The organism is Bacteroides sp. AR29, assembly GCF_900217715.1.
Classification (GTDB): domain Bacteria; phylum Bacteroidota; class Bacteroidia; order Bacteroidales; family Bacteroidaceae; genus Bacteroides; species Bacteroides uniformis.
The window spans coordinates 56,054-71,366 of the sequence record NZ_OBMS01000027.1; the positions used below are offsets into that span (position 1 = coordinate 56,054).

Here is a 15,313-nt window from a genome sequence, read left to right on the forward strand (position 1 = left end):
GCATATTAGCACATTCTTATAATTTTCATCAATCCCCCCGTCAGCTTCCTCAGCTGTTCCGGCTCTATAATGAACGGAGGCATCAGGTATACCAATCTTCCGAACGGGCGTACCCAGATTCCCTCCTCAACGAAGCGTTTTTGCATCCACGCCATGTCTACGGGTTCTTTTGTCTCAATCACCCCGATGGCTCCCAGCACACGTACATCCGTCACTTGCGGTAATCGGCGTGCCGGTTCAAGCTCTTCTTGCAGTTGCCGGCTGATGCGAGTCACCTTGCCTTGCCAGTCGTATTCGGGCGAGGTCAGCAGCTTCACCGAAGCGCACGCTACGGCGCATGCCAGTGGGTTTCCCATAAAGGTGGGTCCGTGCATAAACACCTCCGGCGTATGGTTGGAGATGGTATCCGCCACTTCATTCGTCGTCAGTACGGCGGACAGCGTCATGTATCCGCCCGTTATGGCCTTTCCTATGCACATGATGTCCGGTTCTACACCCGCATGCTCCCAGGCAAAGAGTTTTCCCGTCCGTCCGAAGCCCGTGGCTATCTCATCGAATATCAGCAGCAGGCCATGTTCCTTGCATATCTGTGCCGCTTCGCGCAGGTACTGGGGGTGGTAGAACCACATGCCGCCAGCGCCCTGCACCACAGGTTCGAGGATAAGCGCTGCCAGTTCCTCGTGATGCTCCTCTACCAGTTTCCGCAGTTCCACCGTATCCCGTTCATCCCATTCGCCGTGGAAGCGCGAGCGCGGCTGCGGCACGAAATAGCGCATCGGCAATGATGCCCCGAACAGCGAATGCATGCCCGTCACCGGGTCGCAGACAGACATGGCATTCCATGTATCCCCGTGATAGCCCGAACGGATAGTCACAAAATTGTTCTTCTTCGCCTTTCCCTTGCCATACCAGTACTGCACGGCCATTTTCAAGGCCACCTCTACTGCCACCGAGCCCGAGTCGGCATAGAATATCTTCTGCATGGACGGCGGGACAAGCGGTAGCAGCAACTGGCCCAGTTCAATGGCAGGGTCGTGTGTCAGCCCTCCGAACATCACATGCGACATCTTGCCCAGCTGTTCCTCTGCCGCCCGGTTCAGTGTAGGGTGGTTGTACCCGTGGACGGCGCACCACCACGACGACATTCCCTCTACGAGTGTTTCTCCGCTTTCCAGGGTGATGGTGGCGCCTTCGGCATGCTTCACCTTGTACACCGGTAGCGGGTTGGTTGTGGAGGTATAGGGGTGCCATAGGTGCTCTCTGTCGAACTGCGAGCCGCAGAACCGGTATCCGGCATCTTCTATCAGTACCTTGTCTTCCGACACTTTCGAGCCGAGCGTTGTCAGCAGGTCGCCCACGATGGCGGAGTTGATGCCGATGTGCAGCGCTTGCTTCACGGCCTCCTTGCTCAGTTGCGAGCGTCCTCCGGCAAAGCGGAGGAAAGCTGTCGGGTTGATGAAGCGGAAGAGGGCGATGGTGGTCAGTATTTCCTCCTCGCTGAGTGGTGCCTGCCGTTCCAGCGGTGTGCCGGGGATGGGGCTCAGGAGGTTGATGGGGATGGACTGTACTTCCAGCTCGCGCAGTGTGAAGGCGAATTCGATGCGTTGCTCCATGCTCTCGCCCATGCCGATGATGCCGCCGCTGCAGATGTCCATGCCTACGTTGCGGGCGGCTTGCAGGGTGCGCAGCTTCTCTTCCTGCGTGTGCGTGCTGCACAGTTGGGGAAAGTAGGAGGGGGCTGTCTCCAGGTTGCAGTGATAGCGGGTGATGCCTGCGTCGTGCAGTGCCCGCATTTCGTCTTCGTTGAGCAGTCCCAGTGATGCGCACAACTGGATGGACGAGTGCCGGCGCATGTGCCGGGCGGCTTCGCACAGTTTCTCCATGTTTCTGGAGGAGGGCTTCCGTCCACTGGTCACCAGCGAGAAACGTGCCACGCCCTGGGCTTCATTATGCAGGGCATGCCGCAGGCATTCTTCTTTGTCCACCAGGTCGTACACGTCTGCCTGGGTTTTGTAGTGCGACGACTGTGCACACCACTTGCAGTTTTCCGGGCATCGTCCGGACTTGGCATTAATGATGGAGCACATGTCGAACTCCTCCGAGGCTCGGGCCCGGGTTATCTCGTGGGCAGCTTCGTATAGCGCTTCCTTGTCGGGTTGCACAGCCAGCCATTCGGCTTCTTCCTTACTGATGTGGCTGCCGCGCAGCACTTGTTCCTTTAATTTCTGTAGGGTCATATCTTTCTTGGGTTATGTTCATGGATAAAGACAGAGGTACGGATTGCCGGGGCGGTGCAGCTCGTCATTCTGCTGCATGGCTTCCGGTAATCCGTACCTCTTGTTCTCTTTTGTTTCAGGCTATATGTGTCTTGTCCGCCCGTATTCCCGCAGGGGCGGATGAATTGTGTTTCAAAAAGAATGTGCCGGTTCGTTCCCGGCTCCGTGAGGATACTTGTCAGGACGCTGCTGCTACCCAGCGGAATGCCGGTGTCGGTTTCCCTTCCTTCCGTTTCTCCTTTCCAGGTACTCTCTTCCCCGCATCCGGCATGTCCGGCGGTTCCCGCAGTCTTCTGTTTGGACAGAGAGCTGTCTGCCACGCTTTTGCGCAGGCAACCGATGGTGACACACCGTCCTATGCTGGCAAATGCAGCGTAGGCTTTTCTGCTCCAGCGGCGGAAGCGGATGGTAGGTGCGGCGGGTGATGTATTCCTCATGTTTTTTTCAGCCTGATGCGGTTTTGTTTCCTTTTAGCGGATGCAAATGTAGAAAAAATAATTTCATAACGGTAATGGTCATGCATGAAAAAGCCGCGCAAATGCAACTATTGCGCGGCTCTTCTTTAAGGAATGTCGTAGGATTTCACTCTTTGGACGACTGGTAGTAGAGATACCAGTCATTATTGGTGGCACCATTGGACTCTACCCATTTGGCGAAATCGGGATACTCCAGGTCGATGCGTACGGTTTCCTTTGCCGGAGTGAACCGGATGGGGCCTTCCGTGCCGGTTGTGGCCGGCAGCATGATGGCGAATGGATATTTGCCGTCCTTGTTGATGTAGTAGGCATCGTCTTCGGCTCCGATTTGCTCTGCGTTGGCTTTACCGGTCGCTTTCTTCTTGGGCAGATGCACTTCTGTCCGGTTGTCGGCTCCGGCTGTATACTGGGCAATGATGAACGGGTTCAAGTCGCTCTCCAGATTCTTCTTAGGCAATGTGTTGTCTGCAAATGTACGGGTTACGGTAAATTCGTTGCCCTGCACAGACTTTGCATCGGGGAATAGGATGACAGAAGAGGTCTCTGTTTCATCGACTGCTCCGGCAGGCAGTTCTATGCTGCCTCGCTGGCTGGCCACATATTGCACGGCAAATGCGTTGGAGTATGTGGCGGCACCACTTTGCTGTACGGGTACAAAGGTGTCTTCCACCTTCAGCACATAATTGTTGCTGTTGAATGAAATGGCCCGTTTGTGTTCGATAATCACGTCGTTCAAGTCATAGTCACCGCCATTGGGCCAGATGTCTTCGTAGGCATACGTGCGGTAGGTTGTTTCGGAGCTCGTCACCGTAGGCTCTTCCGGGTCTATGACCGGACGGTCCGGGTCTTGAATGGCTTCATTGGGGTTGGCATCGATACAGAACAGTATGTCTTCGTAGCTGGTATCATCGCCATCTTCTACTCCGTAGACTACCGTGCCGTTGCTGGTGGAGAGGGAGATAAAGCGAGCTTGTTGGCCTGCATATATCTTGTTCCATTCTTTATTGGAATATATATAATTTATAGAGTAGTCGATACCTTTATTGGGGGTATATCCATTGGGGATGATGAAATATCCTATGGTATATCCTGCCGGGAATTTGGTGGAGACATTACCGTTTTCGTCCTGATACAGAAGTTGTATTTTTGTATTCTTCTGTATGGGAGCGTCATATCGGGAATATTTGTTACCACTTCCAGACCATCCGGTATACGGGTCGTCTCCTGCAATGGATGCATTGGGAATGATAATGAATTTGTCTACCTTGTCAGGGCTGTTGGGAATTTCATTGGTCTTGTAGTAATAATAGCCGATGGAAGTCAGGTAACCGGCACGTTCGGTCAGGAAGGTCAGATACAGTTCTGCATCGGTAATCGTTACGTGTTGTCCCTGGTTGTTGATATATGCTTGGGCAATGGTGGTGTTCACATGCTTTGTATCGCTCACCAAAGCTCTGTTGTCCAGATTGCTGGGTTTGCTGTCATAACCTTTCCACAGTGTGTGTTGTAACTGCTTTAAAGTTCCGTCATTGAAATTTCCCGTAGTTACAATGTCATTATTATCAATAATCTCACCGTGAGATTGTCCCCATCCAACGATGGAGTATACCCGTTCCTTCCTATCCTTTAGGTCGATAGTCAGGTTGGATTTTGCACGTGTCATGGCAGTTGAGCGGGTGTTGGCATTATTTTCGGTCATATCTACCACCACTTTGCCATTTTCCACATCTGCTTCCACATACATGGGGGCTCCCCAACTTTGTGAGATGATATATACCTTTTCTGTCGCTTTGGGCAGTTCTACGTTGCCGGTGAAGCGTCCGTCTGCATCTGCAAAGATTTTAAAAACCGCTTCGCCGTTGATGGAGTAGAGGTTGTTTGTCTGATAGGTGATGGGGTCTTCTGTAAACACCTCTATTAATGCGCCTCCTGCGATTTTTCCATAATTCACGTCAAAAGCTACCTGGGCTGTTGTTGCAAAGTCAAAGTATTCGCTCTCCGGCTTTAGTTCTGTTTTTCCACGTTCGGGATTGTATAGGTCTTTTTCGGTACATCCCGTGAATATGCTGCAGGCAATTGCTGAAATGAGGGTTGCAGCACTAACTTTCGTCATAAGTCTAACTTTCATATTTTTATTGTTGTAGATTGCTTGCTTGTTTGTCTTATGAACGCTGTCTATATCACAACCGCCACCTACTTCACAGACGAGTTGTAGATACTACATTTTCTCGAGCGCTTTTTTCATGTTGCAAATATAAACATAGTATTTATAATCTACAACTTTTGGGGTTTAAAAACACTTTTGGTGGGTTAAAAAGTTGTATAAAGTGAATTGATACTAATTGGATGAATCGAATGGTGCGGGCATAAAAAAAAGGCTATCTATCCCAGACAGCCAATCTTTTGTTAACCTTAAATCTAATACTATGAAAAACACATTGCAAAGGTACGGTATTTTCATTGAATTCCAAATTATCGGGTATAGAAGCCGCAACTTATAACATGGTTTAAAAGACCTGTTTATTTTTTCACGCTTTGTATTGTTAATGTAAAAAGAATGAAAATGAATTTTCTTTCTTCCGTTGTAGCAAACCTTATCGATATTCCTTAGTTTTGAGTTTGTGCCCCATGTCGGGGTGCAGACTTAAAACAATCACTTATGATTTCAACATTAAAAGAGAAAGAGAGTGGGAGCGGGAATGATGTGGATTCGGCAGAACTGTCGCTCTACATGATGCAGGTAATCAAGGAACTGAATGATGAGCGCAAGCTTCCGGCGGTGCACGTCTACCTTTGTACGCTCCATTCCTTTGTCCGTTTTTCGGATGGGGGAGAGCTTCTGATGTCGGTGGTGTTCACACCTGGACGGCTAAAGGAGTACGAGACATGGCTTTTGGGGCGCCAGTTGAGCCTCCACACGGTTTCCACCTACTTACGCACGCTTCGTGCCGTCTACAATCGCTGGACTCCCCCTGGCAGCACCAGCCACAATCCCCGGCTTTTCGACGGAGTTTATACCAAGGTGGTTCCCTGCACCAAGCGCGCGCTTACGGCTCGCCAGATGCAGCGTCTGTACGATGCGGACTCGGATGCGGAGCTGACCGTGGCGCAGAAGCGTGTACTGGCCTATTTCCTGCTGATGTTCCTGCTTCGCGGCATGCCCTTCATCGACCTGGCCCATCTGCGCAAGTGCGATGTCCGCGACGGTCGCCTGGTATACTGCCGTCATAAGACCGGTCGCCAGATTACACTCCGTATTCCCCGTGAGGCACTTCGCCTGATTTATGCGTATCGGGACGATAATCCCTCATCTGCCTATTTGTTTCCTATCTTGCATACCGATGCCGGAGGGCGCAGTGGGTACGGAGGGGATTATCGCCTATACCAGCAGGCTCTGCGGCGTTTCAACCGGAGTTTGTGTTTGCTTGCCGGGCGGCTTCTTCCGGGCGTCAAAGTCAGCTCGTACACGGCGCGGCATACCTGGGCCACGCTTGCCTTCCATCGCGGTATGCTCGTCGGTCTTATCAGCCAAGCACTGGGGCACTCCTCCGTGCGGGTGACGGAGACCTATCTGAAACCCTTCGAGTACGGGCGGCTGGACGATGTCAACCGCAAGCTGATTTCTTCTGTGATAAAATGTGATAGGGAGGGATAAAACGATAAGTAGTGCTTTATAATCCAAAGTGTTATCGGTGTAATTACTTACCAAGTAACGGCATCTATTTCTTTGCAAATATGGTGTATTTTCATTAAAAAGGCAAACAATTTTTATAAAAACAACAAGCTGGCAAGTAAAAAATAGAATAGACTCTGAACGACATACTCTATTTCGGTATTTCTATATCCTTAGGCATACAACACCTTATTTCTACTTCCTTTGTCTTGAAAGCAGAAAGCCTCACTATTGTCTCCATTTTTTTTGAGAACTTCGTTGTTGACCCTAAATGACACGTTTTAGAAACGCTTTCCCTTTTCGTGCGGAATATTGCCTGCCGTTACTTGGTAAGTAATTACACTGGTTGCAGAACAGAATGAAAACACTGTTATTTTTAGCCTCCTTCCATTACGGTGAATCTATTGACAAGAATAATATCCTTTTTAAATATAAATTAGTATGAAAAAGAAAAAAGTTCTTATGTACCTCCTTGCCGTAATTTTCAGTTGGGGGGCTTCCGGATGCAGTGATGATACTGCTTCGGTGGAGATTCCTCCTTCTCCCGGAGAAGGTAAGATTACAGTAACTGCCAGAGCGGAAATGCCTCGTAATGGTATCACTACTAGATTAGGATTCGATGAGGACACAAGTGGTGGTAAACTGAAGATAGTCTGGCGCTCTTTGGATACCGGTGCCGAAACTTTTTCCGTACTTGGCGGAACGGAAAAACTGCCCCCTTCTATGTTTACCTTGACAGAGCTTGCTACCGATGCCCACACGGCTACCTTTACGGGTAAAATAACTCCTGCGGAGGGTATATCCTACTATGGTGTCTATCCGTCGCTGAATGTTTCGGAAGGTAGCGCTTTCGCTGCCACGTCCATCCCATTGGATATGACGGGCCAGAAGGGTGGTGCTCCGGATGAAAATAAGGTCTACATGGCCGCTGTGAGTCCATACAATGCAGACAGTCATACGCTGAACTTTAATTTTTCACATCTTACTTCTATTTTGAAGGTGACTTTACTGTTTCCGTTGGAATCTTCTACCAGTGTCAAGGACATGGATATTGAGGGGCTTCCCACTACCCGGGCTCTTTCCGGCGCATCGGTGAGTAGTGTTATGTTTGCTGCTTCCTCCGGTTTAGTCAGTCGGGCGAACGTTGATATTACACATACTTCGAGTGATGGAGGTGACCTTGTGCCTACATATACGACAGAAACAGAAGGCACCCTTTCTCTGAGTGGTTCTTTTACTCTTTCCTCGGATGACCATCCGTCTGCCACAGTCTACTTGCATGTCCTTCCTGGCACTCTGAGCAATCTGACGGTTGCAGCCGAGGTAGATGGAAAATACTATAAAGCCATTGTTTCACCTTCATGTATCCTTACTGCCGGTAAAATGTATACAGCTGTAGCGGATATGGAAGAATTCACTCCTATTACGGTCAAGACGACTATCAGTGCGTCTACTTATGATTATAACGATTTACCTTTGGAGGTCGGTACCTGGAAAGATGATGCTTCAGGCAGGCAGATAGCTTTGGGAGGTACTGCCATTGCCAACGGTAAGGCCGTTATATTAACTGATTTGAATGCGTATAGTGGTAAACCCATCTGGTTTTGTATTCCCAAAGTTGTGAAATATTTCCATACTCTGACTGCAGAAGAGCTTAACGGTAAGGAACTTGTCCTTCCCGACAAAGACGGTGGCAGTATATTGCCCACTTCTTCTCCCATAACGAGAGTCGATGCTCCGCAAAGTTCTATCGGTATTTATGAAAACGAGTGGATTGTTGCCCTTTATATGGGCATAAATAAGGACGGTAGTATAGAGTCTTCCGCTACTCCTATTTATTGGGCTACCGGTAATCTTATTGCTACGAAAACGGGAGAGGAATCTAGTCAGACTCCTACTACGACTGTTGCTTTTCATATAGCTACGGCTGAAGAGACGGCAGTTGAAGGTACTGTCGATTCTCCTTATGTGGCTCCCACAGGTATCATTGAAAGTGCTACGAATGGTTATTCCGCCTGCTCTATTGGTACCAAGTGGAATGCGTTCGGCTGGGGGGATGCTTCGGGACTGATGACCAGTAAGGCTGATGCTGATTATGTGTTCACTGTTACATCCAGTAATATAAGTGGTACAGAGCATGATATCTGCCATGTGCAGCTTGGAGGCAATTGGCGATTACCGGTGTACAAGAAGGAATTGAAAAACATTACTGCTATGCTGAACTTGGAAAACAGCTGGTTTTCTAACAGTGGTAATAGTGGACGTAAGTGTTCTTATACCCTTCCGGGTACTTCTGTCACCAATACCCTTGTGTTTCCGGCGGCAGGTTATCGTAGAGGTGCAAAAGCAGAGAAAAATGGAATTCGCGGATGCTATTGGAGCGGTAGTATTCTTTCTGGAGAATATTTTTGTTTCTTGGAAGTAGTGGAAAAAGAAGCCGCTGATTTGATTGATTTTGAACGTTTTTGGGGATTTACAATTCGTCCGGTTTCAGAATAGTCATGTGCTTGCTGTGATTGATCGACGCTTGTCGTTTTCAGTTGATATATGCTCAAAAAAAAAGGCTATCTATCCCAGACAGCCAATCTTTTGTTAACCTTAAATCTAATACTATGAAAAACACATTGCAAAGGTACGTGTTTTCTGATAATCTCCAAATTTGCAGTAGATAATATCATGTTTTATAACAAGACTTAATGGTCATTAAGAACTTTATCTGCAATATTCATCGTACATTTGCTCCTGATATATCATCCGTTTGCCCTTTATGCATTATGCATTCGGTGCAGACGGATGATGTGTTTTCGTGAACTTATATACAGACAAACAACTATAAAACAGACGTTTATAATGAAATCAATCCAGAACAAAGGAATAAACCTCACCGCAGAAGACCTCAAAAACCGAATCGCTGACAGAAAAGAACGATATACCAAGCAGCAGGCACGACGCGAGAAATTGGAACAAACCATGGAGAACACCCGCAATGACATCGAGCAACTGGAGTATACCCTTGCACAGATGGAACGTACCGCCAAGCGCTCCCGTAATGCTGCCGCACAGCCTTCCCGTTTTGTCCCCCGCGAGCGTATCGCTAGCTTCTTTGCCCGTGTTTCCCGTTTTTTCGACCACCTTCAGCACCGCTTGCACCGTAGCTTGAACTATACTTGGTTCTGCCTTGTGCTATGCTCCCGATATACTTTTCAGAGCCGCCTGAAAAGTGTGGAACGCTGCTGTCTTACACCGGCCACGGTGCTGGGGTACTTCAAGAGGGAGAGGGAGACGTAACCAGTGACTTCGCTCTTATGGTAGAAGCAGCCTTAGGGATTAGTGCGGAACTCCTCGTTAATAGGCAGGCGAGATATAATATGGCTGTCTCTCTTAAAGAAAAATCGCTGACCGATAAGTTACATGAAATACGCAAAATGTGTGCTTCCCTATTATAGTATGAAAGTGTTGCTTTTATCAATAAGACAGTGAGGGTGTGTCATCAACCGTTTTGACACATTCATTTTTCTTGAGCAAGTTTTCTTATTGCCACTCGAACTTTCCCAGTTTTCCCTCCCATTCTAACTTTGCAACATGTTTTATTAATAAATATATGCAAAATGATAAAAGAACAAAGTTTTGAATGGCTGCTCGAGGGATGCCATCGCATTGCAGATGTGGCAGTGGCCTATTACCCAAACTACGCGTATGCCTGCTCGGCCGTAAAGGCCCTGCGCCGTTCCATTGCGGAACACGCTTGCCTGCTGAAGGACCTGACGGACCAGGGCTATACCACCAGGACTGCCCACCTCACCCCCGTACAGATAGGCATCCTCCTGAGCTACTGGGGGATGCCCGACCACGTGAAGGATATGACCGTGAAAAATCCGTATCTTCTGGTCTCTAAAAAATATGCGAAATAGAGAATGTATTTCTAATACATTCTGATTATTTTAGTATATTATTATATAGGGTGGTGGAGGATGAGGTGAACCCCTCTCTCGCCACCTTATGTATTTCATTAATTTTTAGCCGATTCTAACTGCTTATTTGTATCCCCCTGGCTGGTCCCTTACCTTTGTCGCATTATCGAATTAAGAATAGACAAAAATGGAAAAAGAAATGAGACCCATGACAACGGAGATGCTGAAGAAAGGCTATCTCCTCTTCCCCAAAGCCTTGTTTGAGGAACAAATGAATATGAAAACCGGAGAGAAAGCCGCCGATGCCTTCGAAGCCTTTGTCTTTGTGCTGACACACGTCAACTACAGCACGGTGACCTGCAACGTCAGGGGACACCTTTTCGACTGTGTACGTGGCGAGTCCGTACTTTCCCTGGCCCGCTGGATGGAGATATTGGGGTGGCCCCGCAACCGTACGCGCTACTTCTTCAACAAGATGTTCGACGCCGGCATCGTGGAGCGGGTGGCCAACCCCTACGTGATGCACATCCGTATCCCCGATTATGATTTCCTTACTGGCAATGCCCGTCCTAAAGCAGCCCCGCGGAAGAAGAAGGCAGCGCCGGTGGCTGGGGTGGGAGAGGACTTCTGCATCTTCTGGGAAAAGTTTCATGACATCACCGAGCATCCCAAGGTAAACATCGGCCGGGCCCGTCGCGAATGGAAAAAATTGACGGTAGGCGAGAAACAGCGGGCACTGGACAACATCGACGAATATTACGACCATCTGAACAACCAAAAATATTGTAAACAAGCCGCCACCTATCTGGCGGACAAATCTTTTGAAAATGAATATGATGACTGAAACTACTTTTTCCCACGACAGTGACCTCGAAGAAGCTGTCATCGGTGCCTGCATGATAGAGCGCGCTGCCATGCCTCTGGTGGTGGACAAACTTCGTCCCGAGATGTTCTACGAGGAGAAGAATCTGGAAATTTTTGCCGCCCTGCAATCGATGTATCGCAGCGCAAAGTCCATAGATACCATCACGCTGAAGAACGAACTGGCAGCCCGTGGCAAACTCGATGCCGTGGGCGGGCCTTACGAACTGTTACGCATCAGCTCGAAGGTCAGCTCCAGTGCTCATCTGGAGTATCATGCGCTCATCCTTAGGCAATTGCACACGCGGCGTATCATGCGTACGGGATTCCAGCAACTGCTGGCGTTCAGTGCCGACGAGTCGATGGATATTGACGACATCCTGGTGGAAGCCCATCGACTGCTGGAGGGGCTGGAGGACGAGAGCGGCGTAGCCGACCACCTTCGCTCCATAGACCGGCTGATGGACGACACGCTTGCCGAGGTGGAGCAGCGTATGGAGCACGGATGCAACGGCATTACGGGTATCCCTACGGGTTTTGACGCTCTGGACCACGTTACGGCGGGCTGGCAGCGCGGCGACTTGAACATCCTTGCTGCCCGTCCGTCGGTGGGGAAGACGGCCTTTGCCCTCCACCTGGCCCGTGCCGCTGCCATGGCGGGGCGTCATGTGGTGGTCTTCAGCCTCGAAATGCAAGGCGAGCGCCTGGGAGACCGCTGGCTGCTTGCAGCTACGGAGGGGGTAGACCCGCAACACCTGCGCAGCGGCCAGCTCACACCCGGCGAGGTGAGGCAGGTGCATGAGGCGTCTGCCGAGTTGTCGCGGTTGCCCATACTGATAGACGACCATCCGATGACGAGCATGGACCGCGTGCGTTCTTCCGCCCGCCTGCTGAAGAGCAAGAATCGCTGTGACATGGTGATTGTGGACTATCTGCAACTATGTGACATGAGGAGTGACCAGAAAAACCGCAACCGCGAGCAGGAAGTGGCGCAGGCAAGCCGCAAGGCAAAGCTGCTGGCCAAGGAGCTGGATATCCCCGTACTGCTGCTGAGCCAGCTGAACCGGGCGAGCGACGGTAGCATAGACCATCGCCCCACCCTGAGCAACCTGCGCGAGAGCGGCGCCATAGAGCAGGATGCGGATATGGTAATGCTGCTTTGCCGCCCTGCCCTCTACGGCAAGACCGTCGATAAGAAGAGTACTTATCCCACCGATGGCCTGGGTATCGTCATCATAGCCAAGCACCGTAATGGCAAAACCGGTGAAGTCTATTTCCATCATAACCAAAGCATGACAAAACTGGTGGACTACATACCACCATTGGAGTGGCTGACGAGGAATGCAAAGTGATGGATGGAAATTTATAGAATAAGAGACACAAAGACACGGAGATTTTTCTTATTGCTTGAAAAACTCTGTGTCTCCGTGTTTTTTGTAGTAAAAAAAATGGCAAAACACTTGACTTCCGCTTCTTAATGTTGTATCTTTGTAATGTGCTTAAGAAAAGGAATAATCATTGATTCGGGCGCCCTATCCCTTCCCTTACCCACTTCTCTCTTATAACTCATTTTTCTTAACTTAAACCTTAACTTTTCAAATTTATGGATGTAATTGTAGAGCGCTTCCAGCGCCGTAAAATCGTGAGCAACCCGGCTTCGCCCATGTTGTACTATCTCCGTCAGAAACCCAAGACCTGCGGCACCGTGGACATCGATGTCCTTGCCGCCTCCATTCAGAAAAACTGTGCCATGACGAAGGGCGACGTGAAGCACGTCATCGAAGCCCTGGTGGAGGAGATTCAAGGCAACCTTGCCAACGGCGACAAGGTGAAGCTGAACCAGCTGGGCACTTTCCACATGACGTTCCGCTGTCCCGGCATGGAGGCCTCGGACAAATGTACGGTGCGCAATATCTCGAAGGTGAATATCCGCTTTATCCCTGACAAGGAGCTGAAGCTGGTGAACGGCAGTACCGCCGTGACCCGCAGCCCGGCGAATGTGGGCTTTGTGCTCGACAAGCCCGAGGAGGGCGGCTCCGGCGGCGGCAATCAAGGCGGTGGTTCCGGAGGCGGCTCCGGCGACGACGGCGACCAGGGCGAAAATCCGCTGGGATAAAGAAGGAATGATTAAGGGTTAGTGATTAATGGTTAATGAACACAAGCAAATCGCTTATCGCTAATCAATCCCTAATGATTAACCATTAATCATTAGCCCTTAATCCTTAATCACTAATCCTTAACCATTAATTCTTAACTATTAATCCTTAATTTTATGAGTACAAAATCATCTGTTTGGGATAAGATTCTGAAAGTGATAATCGCTGTAGCCTCCGCGCTTATTGGTGCCTTGAGCGCCCATGCCATGATAGTGTAGCGGGTTTCCTTCACTTTTAATTTTTAATTTCTAATTTTTAATTCTCATGAGATTCATCAATCTTATCGTCGTCCATTGTTCCGCCACCCGCTGCGACCGCTGCTATACGGAGCACGACTTGACGACAGACCACCTGCGCCGGGGCTTCTCCGGCGCAGGTTATCATTTTTATATCCGCAAGAACGGTGACATCAAGTCCCTGCGTCCCTTGGCCCTGCCTGGTGCCCATGTCCGGGGTTGGAATGCAGGTAGCATCGGTGTCTGTTACGAAGGCGGTCTTGACGAGTGTGGTCGCCCTGCCGATACACGCACCCCTTTCCAAAGGCACTCCCTGCGTGTGCTTGTGTTGCTGTTGCTGAAGGATTATCCCGGTTCCCGGCTGTGCGGTCACCGCGACTTGAGCCCCGACCTGAACCATAACGGGGAGATAGAGCCGGAAGAGTGGGTGAAACAGTGTCCCTGCTTTGATGCGGCGACAATTTTGACGGAGCCTGCACCACCTAATCCGGCATACTTATGAAATGTTTTTATTCTCTTTCTCCGCGTTCTTCGCGCGCACGCATATATATATAATGTGTAGTTATTTTCTCTCTTTTCCCTTTTTCCAAAATTGTTCACTCGAAATGCGTTTATGAATCAGTAAGTTATAAAAAAAGTTTCATTTTTATTAAAAGAAAATGGTAAATATGTTTGGCTTGTATTGCTAAAACCTATACCTTTGCACCCGCTTTCCAAGAGAAGGAAAGTGGTAAGATTGAAATACTGAAACAGAAGTGTGGAAGGTGACACAGAGAAATAAAAAGAGATAAAAATATTTTTCGAAAAACATTTGGAACTTATTAATAATTCTCCTTATCTTTGCAGTCCGACTCGCAAAGAAAAAGAACTTTTCTTGTTTTGCTTTTCTTATCCTTGTTTAAAGGATTTGAAAATACAGGAAAAAAAGAAAAAATAAAAAAAACTTCCGAAAATATTTGGAAGATATGCTTTAAAGTTCTTACCTTTGCACCCGCTTTTGAAAACGAAAGCAGCGCGAGTTGACATTCTTCTTTCAAGAAACGGTGACCGGTTTTTTTTTCTTCCTTTTTCTTTTTGCCTCCCTTTCGACAAGAGAGACGACGAGGAAAGAGAAAAAAGAAAAAAATAAAAAAACTTCCGAAAATATTTGGAAGATATGCTTTAAAGTTCTTACCTTTGCATCCGCTTTCTGAAAAGAACAGCAATCGTGAAACAAGCGATCTTTGAACAGATTTACATAAACAATACAAGTAGTACAAGAGCAGGTGCTTCGCAAATTAATAATTGGAAACTAATGATTAAGGCGCGTCGTACCTGGGTAAAACAAAAGAACCGTCAATACTTATTCTATATAGATTAGGTAAAGATAAACTTTTTGAATTCGAGCGTCCTGGACAGATAATTAAGCTGCCGCACTTTAATTTTTAATTTGCGCAGTCACGATACTTTTACAATGAAGAGTTTGATCCTGGCTCAGGATGAACGCTAGCTACAGGCTTAACACATGCAAGTCGAGGGGCAGCATGAACTTAGCTTGCTAAGTTTGATGGCGACCGGCGCACGGGTGAGTAACACGTATCCAACCTGCCGATGACTCGGGGATAGCCTTTCGAAAGAAAGATTAATACCCGATGGCATAGTTCTTCCGCATGGTAGAACTATTAAAGAATTTCGGTCATCGATGGGGATGCGTTCCATTAGGTTGTTGGCGGGGTAACGGCCCA

The 15,313-nt window shown here is 48.6% G+C and carries 12 protein-coding genes and 1 rRNA gene; 10 read left to right on the forward strand and 3 right to left on the reverse strand.

Annotated elements, in window-relative coordinates; all coding sequences use genetic code 11:
- Positions 1 to 5 precede the first annotated feature (5 nt).
- From bioA to CSD97_RS16145, 3 genes are all read right to left on the reverse strand, one after another.
- Positions 6 to 2,237, reverse strand: coding sequence for an adenosylmethionine--8-amino-7-oxononanoate transaminase (gene bioA / locus CSD97_RS16130; RefSeq protein WP_098032712.1), 2,232 nt, complete (start codon positions 2,235 to 2,237; stop codon positions 6 to 8).
- Positions 2,234 to 2,713 (reverse strand): hypothetical protein, encoded by a 480-nt coding sequence (locus CSD97_RS16135; protein WP_005837403.1) that lies wholly within the window; start codon positions 2,711 to 2,713, stop codon positions 2,234 to 2,236. The genes bioA and CSD97_RS16135 overlap by 4 nt, the downstream gene beginning before the upstream one ends.
- A gap of 145 nt (positions 2,714 to 2,858) precedes the next feature.
- Positions 2,859 to 4,880, reverse strand: coding sequence for an LruC domain-containing protein (locus CSD97_RS16145; RefSeq protein WP_005837402.1), 2,022 nt, complete (start codon positions 4,878 to 4,880; stop codon positions 2,859 to 2,861).
- Positions 4,881 to 5,411: 531 nt separating this feature from the next.
- On the opposite strand from CSD97_RS16145, the gene CSD97_RS16150 reads away from it, so the two are divergent.
- The 10 genes from CSD97_RS16150 to CSD97_RS16205 all read left to right on the forward strand — a co-directional run.
- Positions 5,412 to 6,407: a tyrosine-type recombinase/integrase gene (locus CSD97_RS16150; RefSeq protein WP_098032713.1), complete on the forward strand. Its 996-nt coding sequence runs from the start codon at positions 5,412 to 5,414 to the stop codon at positions 6,405 to 6,407.
- A 459-nt stretch (positions 6,408 to 6,866) separates the two neighbouring features.
- Positions 6,867 to 8,924 carry a fimbrillin family protein gene (locus CSD97_RS16155; RefSeq protein WP_143272434.1) on the forward strand — a complete coding sequence of 686 codons (2,058 nt, stop codon included), beginning with the start codon at positions 6,867 to 6,869 and terminating at the stop codon, positions 8,922 to 8,924.
- Between the two features lie 351 nt (positions 8,925 to 9,275).
- Positions 9,276 to 9,713 (forward strand): hypothetical protein, encoded by a 438-nt coding sequence (locus CSD97_RS16160; protein WP_044469128.1) that lies wholly within the window; start codon positions 9,276 to 9,278, stop codon positions 9,711 to 9,713.
- 320 nt (positions 9,714 to 10,033) lie between these two features.
- Entirely contained in the window at positions 10,034 to 10,336 is a 303-nt protein-coding gene (locus tag CSD97_RS16170) for a DUF4248 domain-containing protein (RefSeq protein ID WP_098032715.1), read from the forward strand.
- A gap of 187 nt (positions 10,337 to 10,523) precedes the next feature.
- Entirely contained in the window at positions 10,524 to 11,180 is a 657-nt protein-coding gene (locus tag CSD97_RS16175; RefSeq protein ID WP_098032716.1) for a hypothetical protein, read from the forward strand.
- On the forward strand, positions 11,170 to 12,549 hold the full coding sequence (dnaB, locus tag CSD97_RS16180) for a replicative DNA helicase (protein ID WP_022400564.1): 1,380 nt from the start codon (positions 11,170 to 11,172) through the stop codon (positions 12,547 to 12,549). The genes CSD97_RS16175 and dnaB overlap by 11 nt, the downstream gene beginning before the upstream one ends.
- Before the next feature lie 251 nt (positions 12,550 to 12,800).
- Positions 12,801 to 13,313 (forward strand): HU family DNA-binding protein, encoded by a 513-nt coding sequence (locus CSD97_RS16185; protein WP_005837397.1) that lies wholly within the window; start codon positions 12,801 to 12,803, stop codon positions 13,311 to 13,313.
- Between the two features lie 156 nt (positions 13,314 to 13,469).
- Positions 13,470 to 13,571 (forward strand): smalltalk protein, encoded by a 102-nt coding sequence (locus CSD97_RS18870; protein WP_155397994.1) that lies wholly within the window; start codon positions 13,470 to 13,472, stop codon positions 13,569 to 13,571.
- Between the two features lie 46 nt (positions 13,572 to 13,617).
- Positions 13,618 to 14,091, forward strand: a complete 474-nt coding sequence (locus tag CSD97_RS16190) for an N-acetylmuramoyl-L-alanine amidase (RefSeq protein WP_098032717.1) — start codon at positions 13,618 to 13,620, stop codon at positions 14,089 to 14,091.
- Between the two features lie 948 nt (positions 14,092 to 15,039).
- Positions 15,040 to 15,313 (forward strand): 16S ribosomal RNA (locus CSD97_RS16205); the annotation flags it as partial.

Excerpts from the sequence above, each read along its gene's own strand:
- bioA (WP_098032712.1), bottom strand. The coding sequence starts at position 2,237 with ATGACCCTACAGAAATTAAAGGAACAAGTGCTGCGCGGCAGCCACATC.
- CSD97_RS16135 (WP_005837403.1), bottom strand. The coding sequence starts at position 2,713 with ATGAGGAATACATCACCCGCCGCACCTACCATCCGCTTCCGCCGCTGG.
- CSD97_RS16145 (WP_005837402.1), bottom strand. The coding sequence starts at position 4,880 with ATGAAAGTTAGACTTATGACGAAAGTTAGTGCTGCAACCCTCATTTCA.
- CSD97_RS16150 (WP_098032713.1), top strand. The coding sequence starts at position 5,412 with ATGATTTCAACATTAAAAGAGAAAGAGAGTGGGAGCGGGAATGATGTG.
- CSD97_RS16155 (WP_143272434.1), top strand. The coding sequence starts at position 6,867 with ATGAAAAAGAAAAAAGTTCTTATGTACCTCCTTGCCGTAATTTTCAGT.
- CSD97_RS16160 (WP_044469128.1), top strand. The coding sequence starts at position 9,276 with ATGAAATCAATCCAGAACAAAGGAATAAACCTCACCGCAGAAGACCTC.
- CSD97_RS16170 (WP_098032715.1), top strand. The coding sequence starts at position 10,034 with ATGATAAAAGAACAAAGTTTTGAATGGCTGCTCGAGGGATGCCATCGC.
- CSD97_RS16175 (WP_098032716.1), top strand. The coding sequence starts at position 10,524 with ATGGAAAAAGAAATGAGACCCATGACAACGGAGATGCTGAAGAAAGGC.
- dnaB (WP_022400564.1), top strand. The coding sequence starts at position 11,170 with ATGATGACTGAAACTACTTTTTCCCACGACAGTGACCTCGAAGAAGCT.
- CSD97_RS16185 (WP_005837397.1), top strand. The coding sequence starts at position 12,801 with ATGGATGTAATTGTAGAGCGCTTCCAGCGCCGTAAAATCGTGAGCAAC.
- CSD97_RS18870 (WP_155397994.1), top strand. The coding sequence starts at position 13,470 with ATGAGTACAAAATCATCTGTTTGGGATAAGATTCTGAAAGTGATAATC.
- CSD97_RS16190 (WP_098032717.1), top strand. The coding sequence starts at position 13,618 with ATGAGATTCATCAATCTTATCGTCGTCCATTGTTCCGCCACCCGCTGC.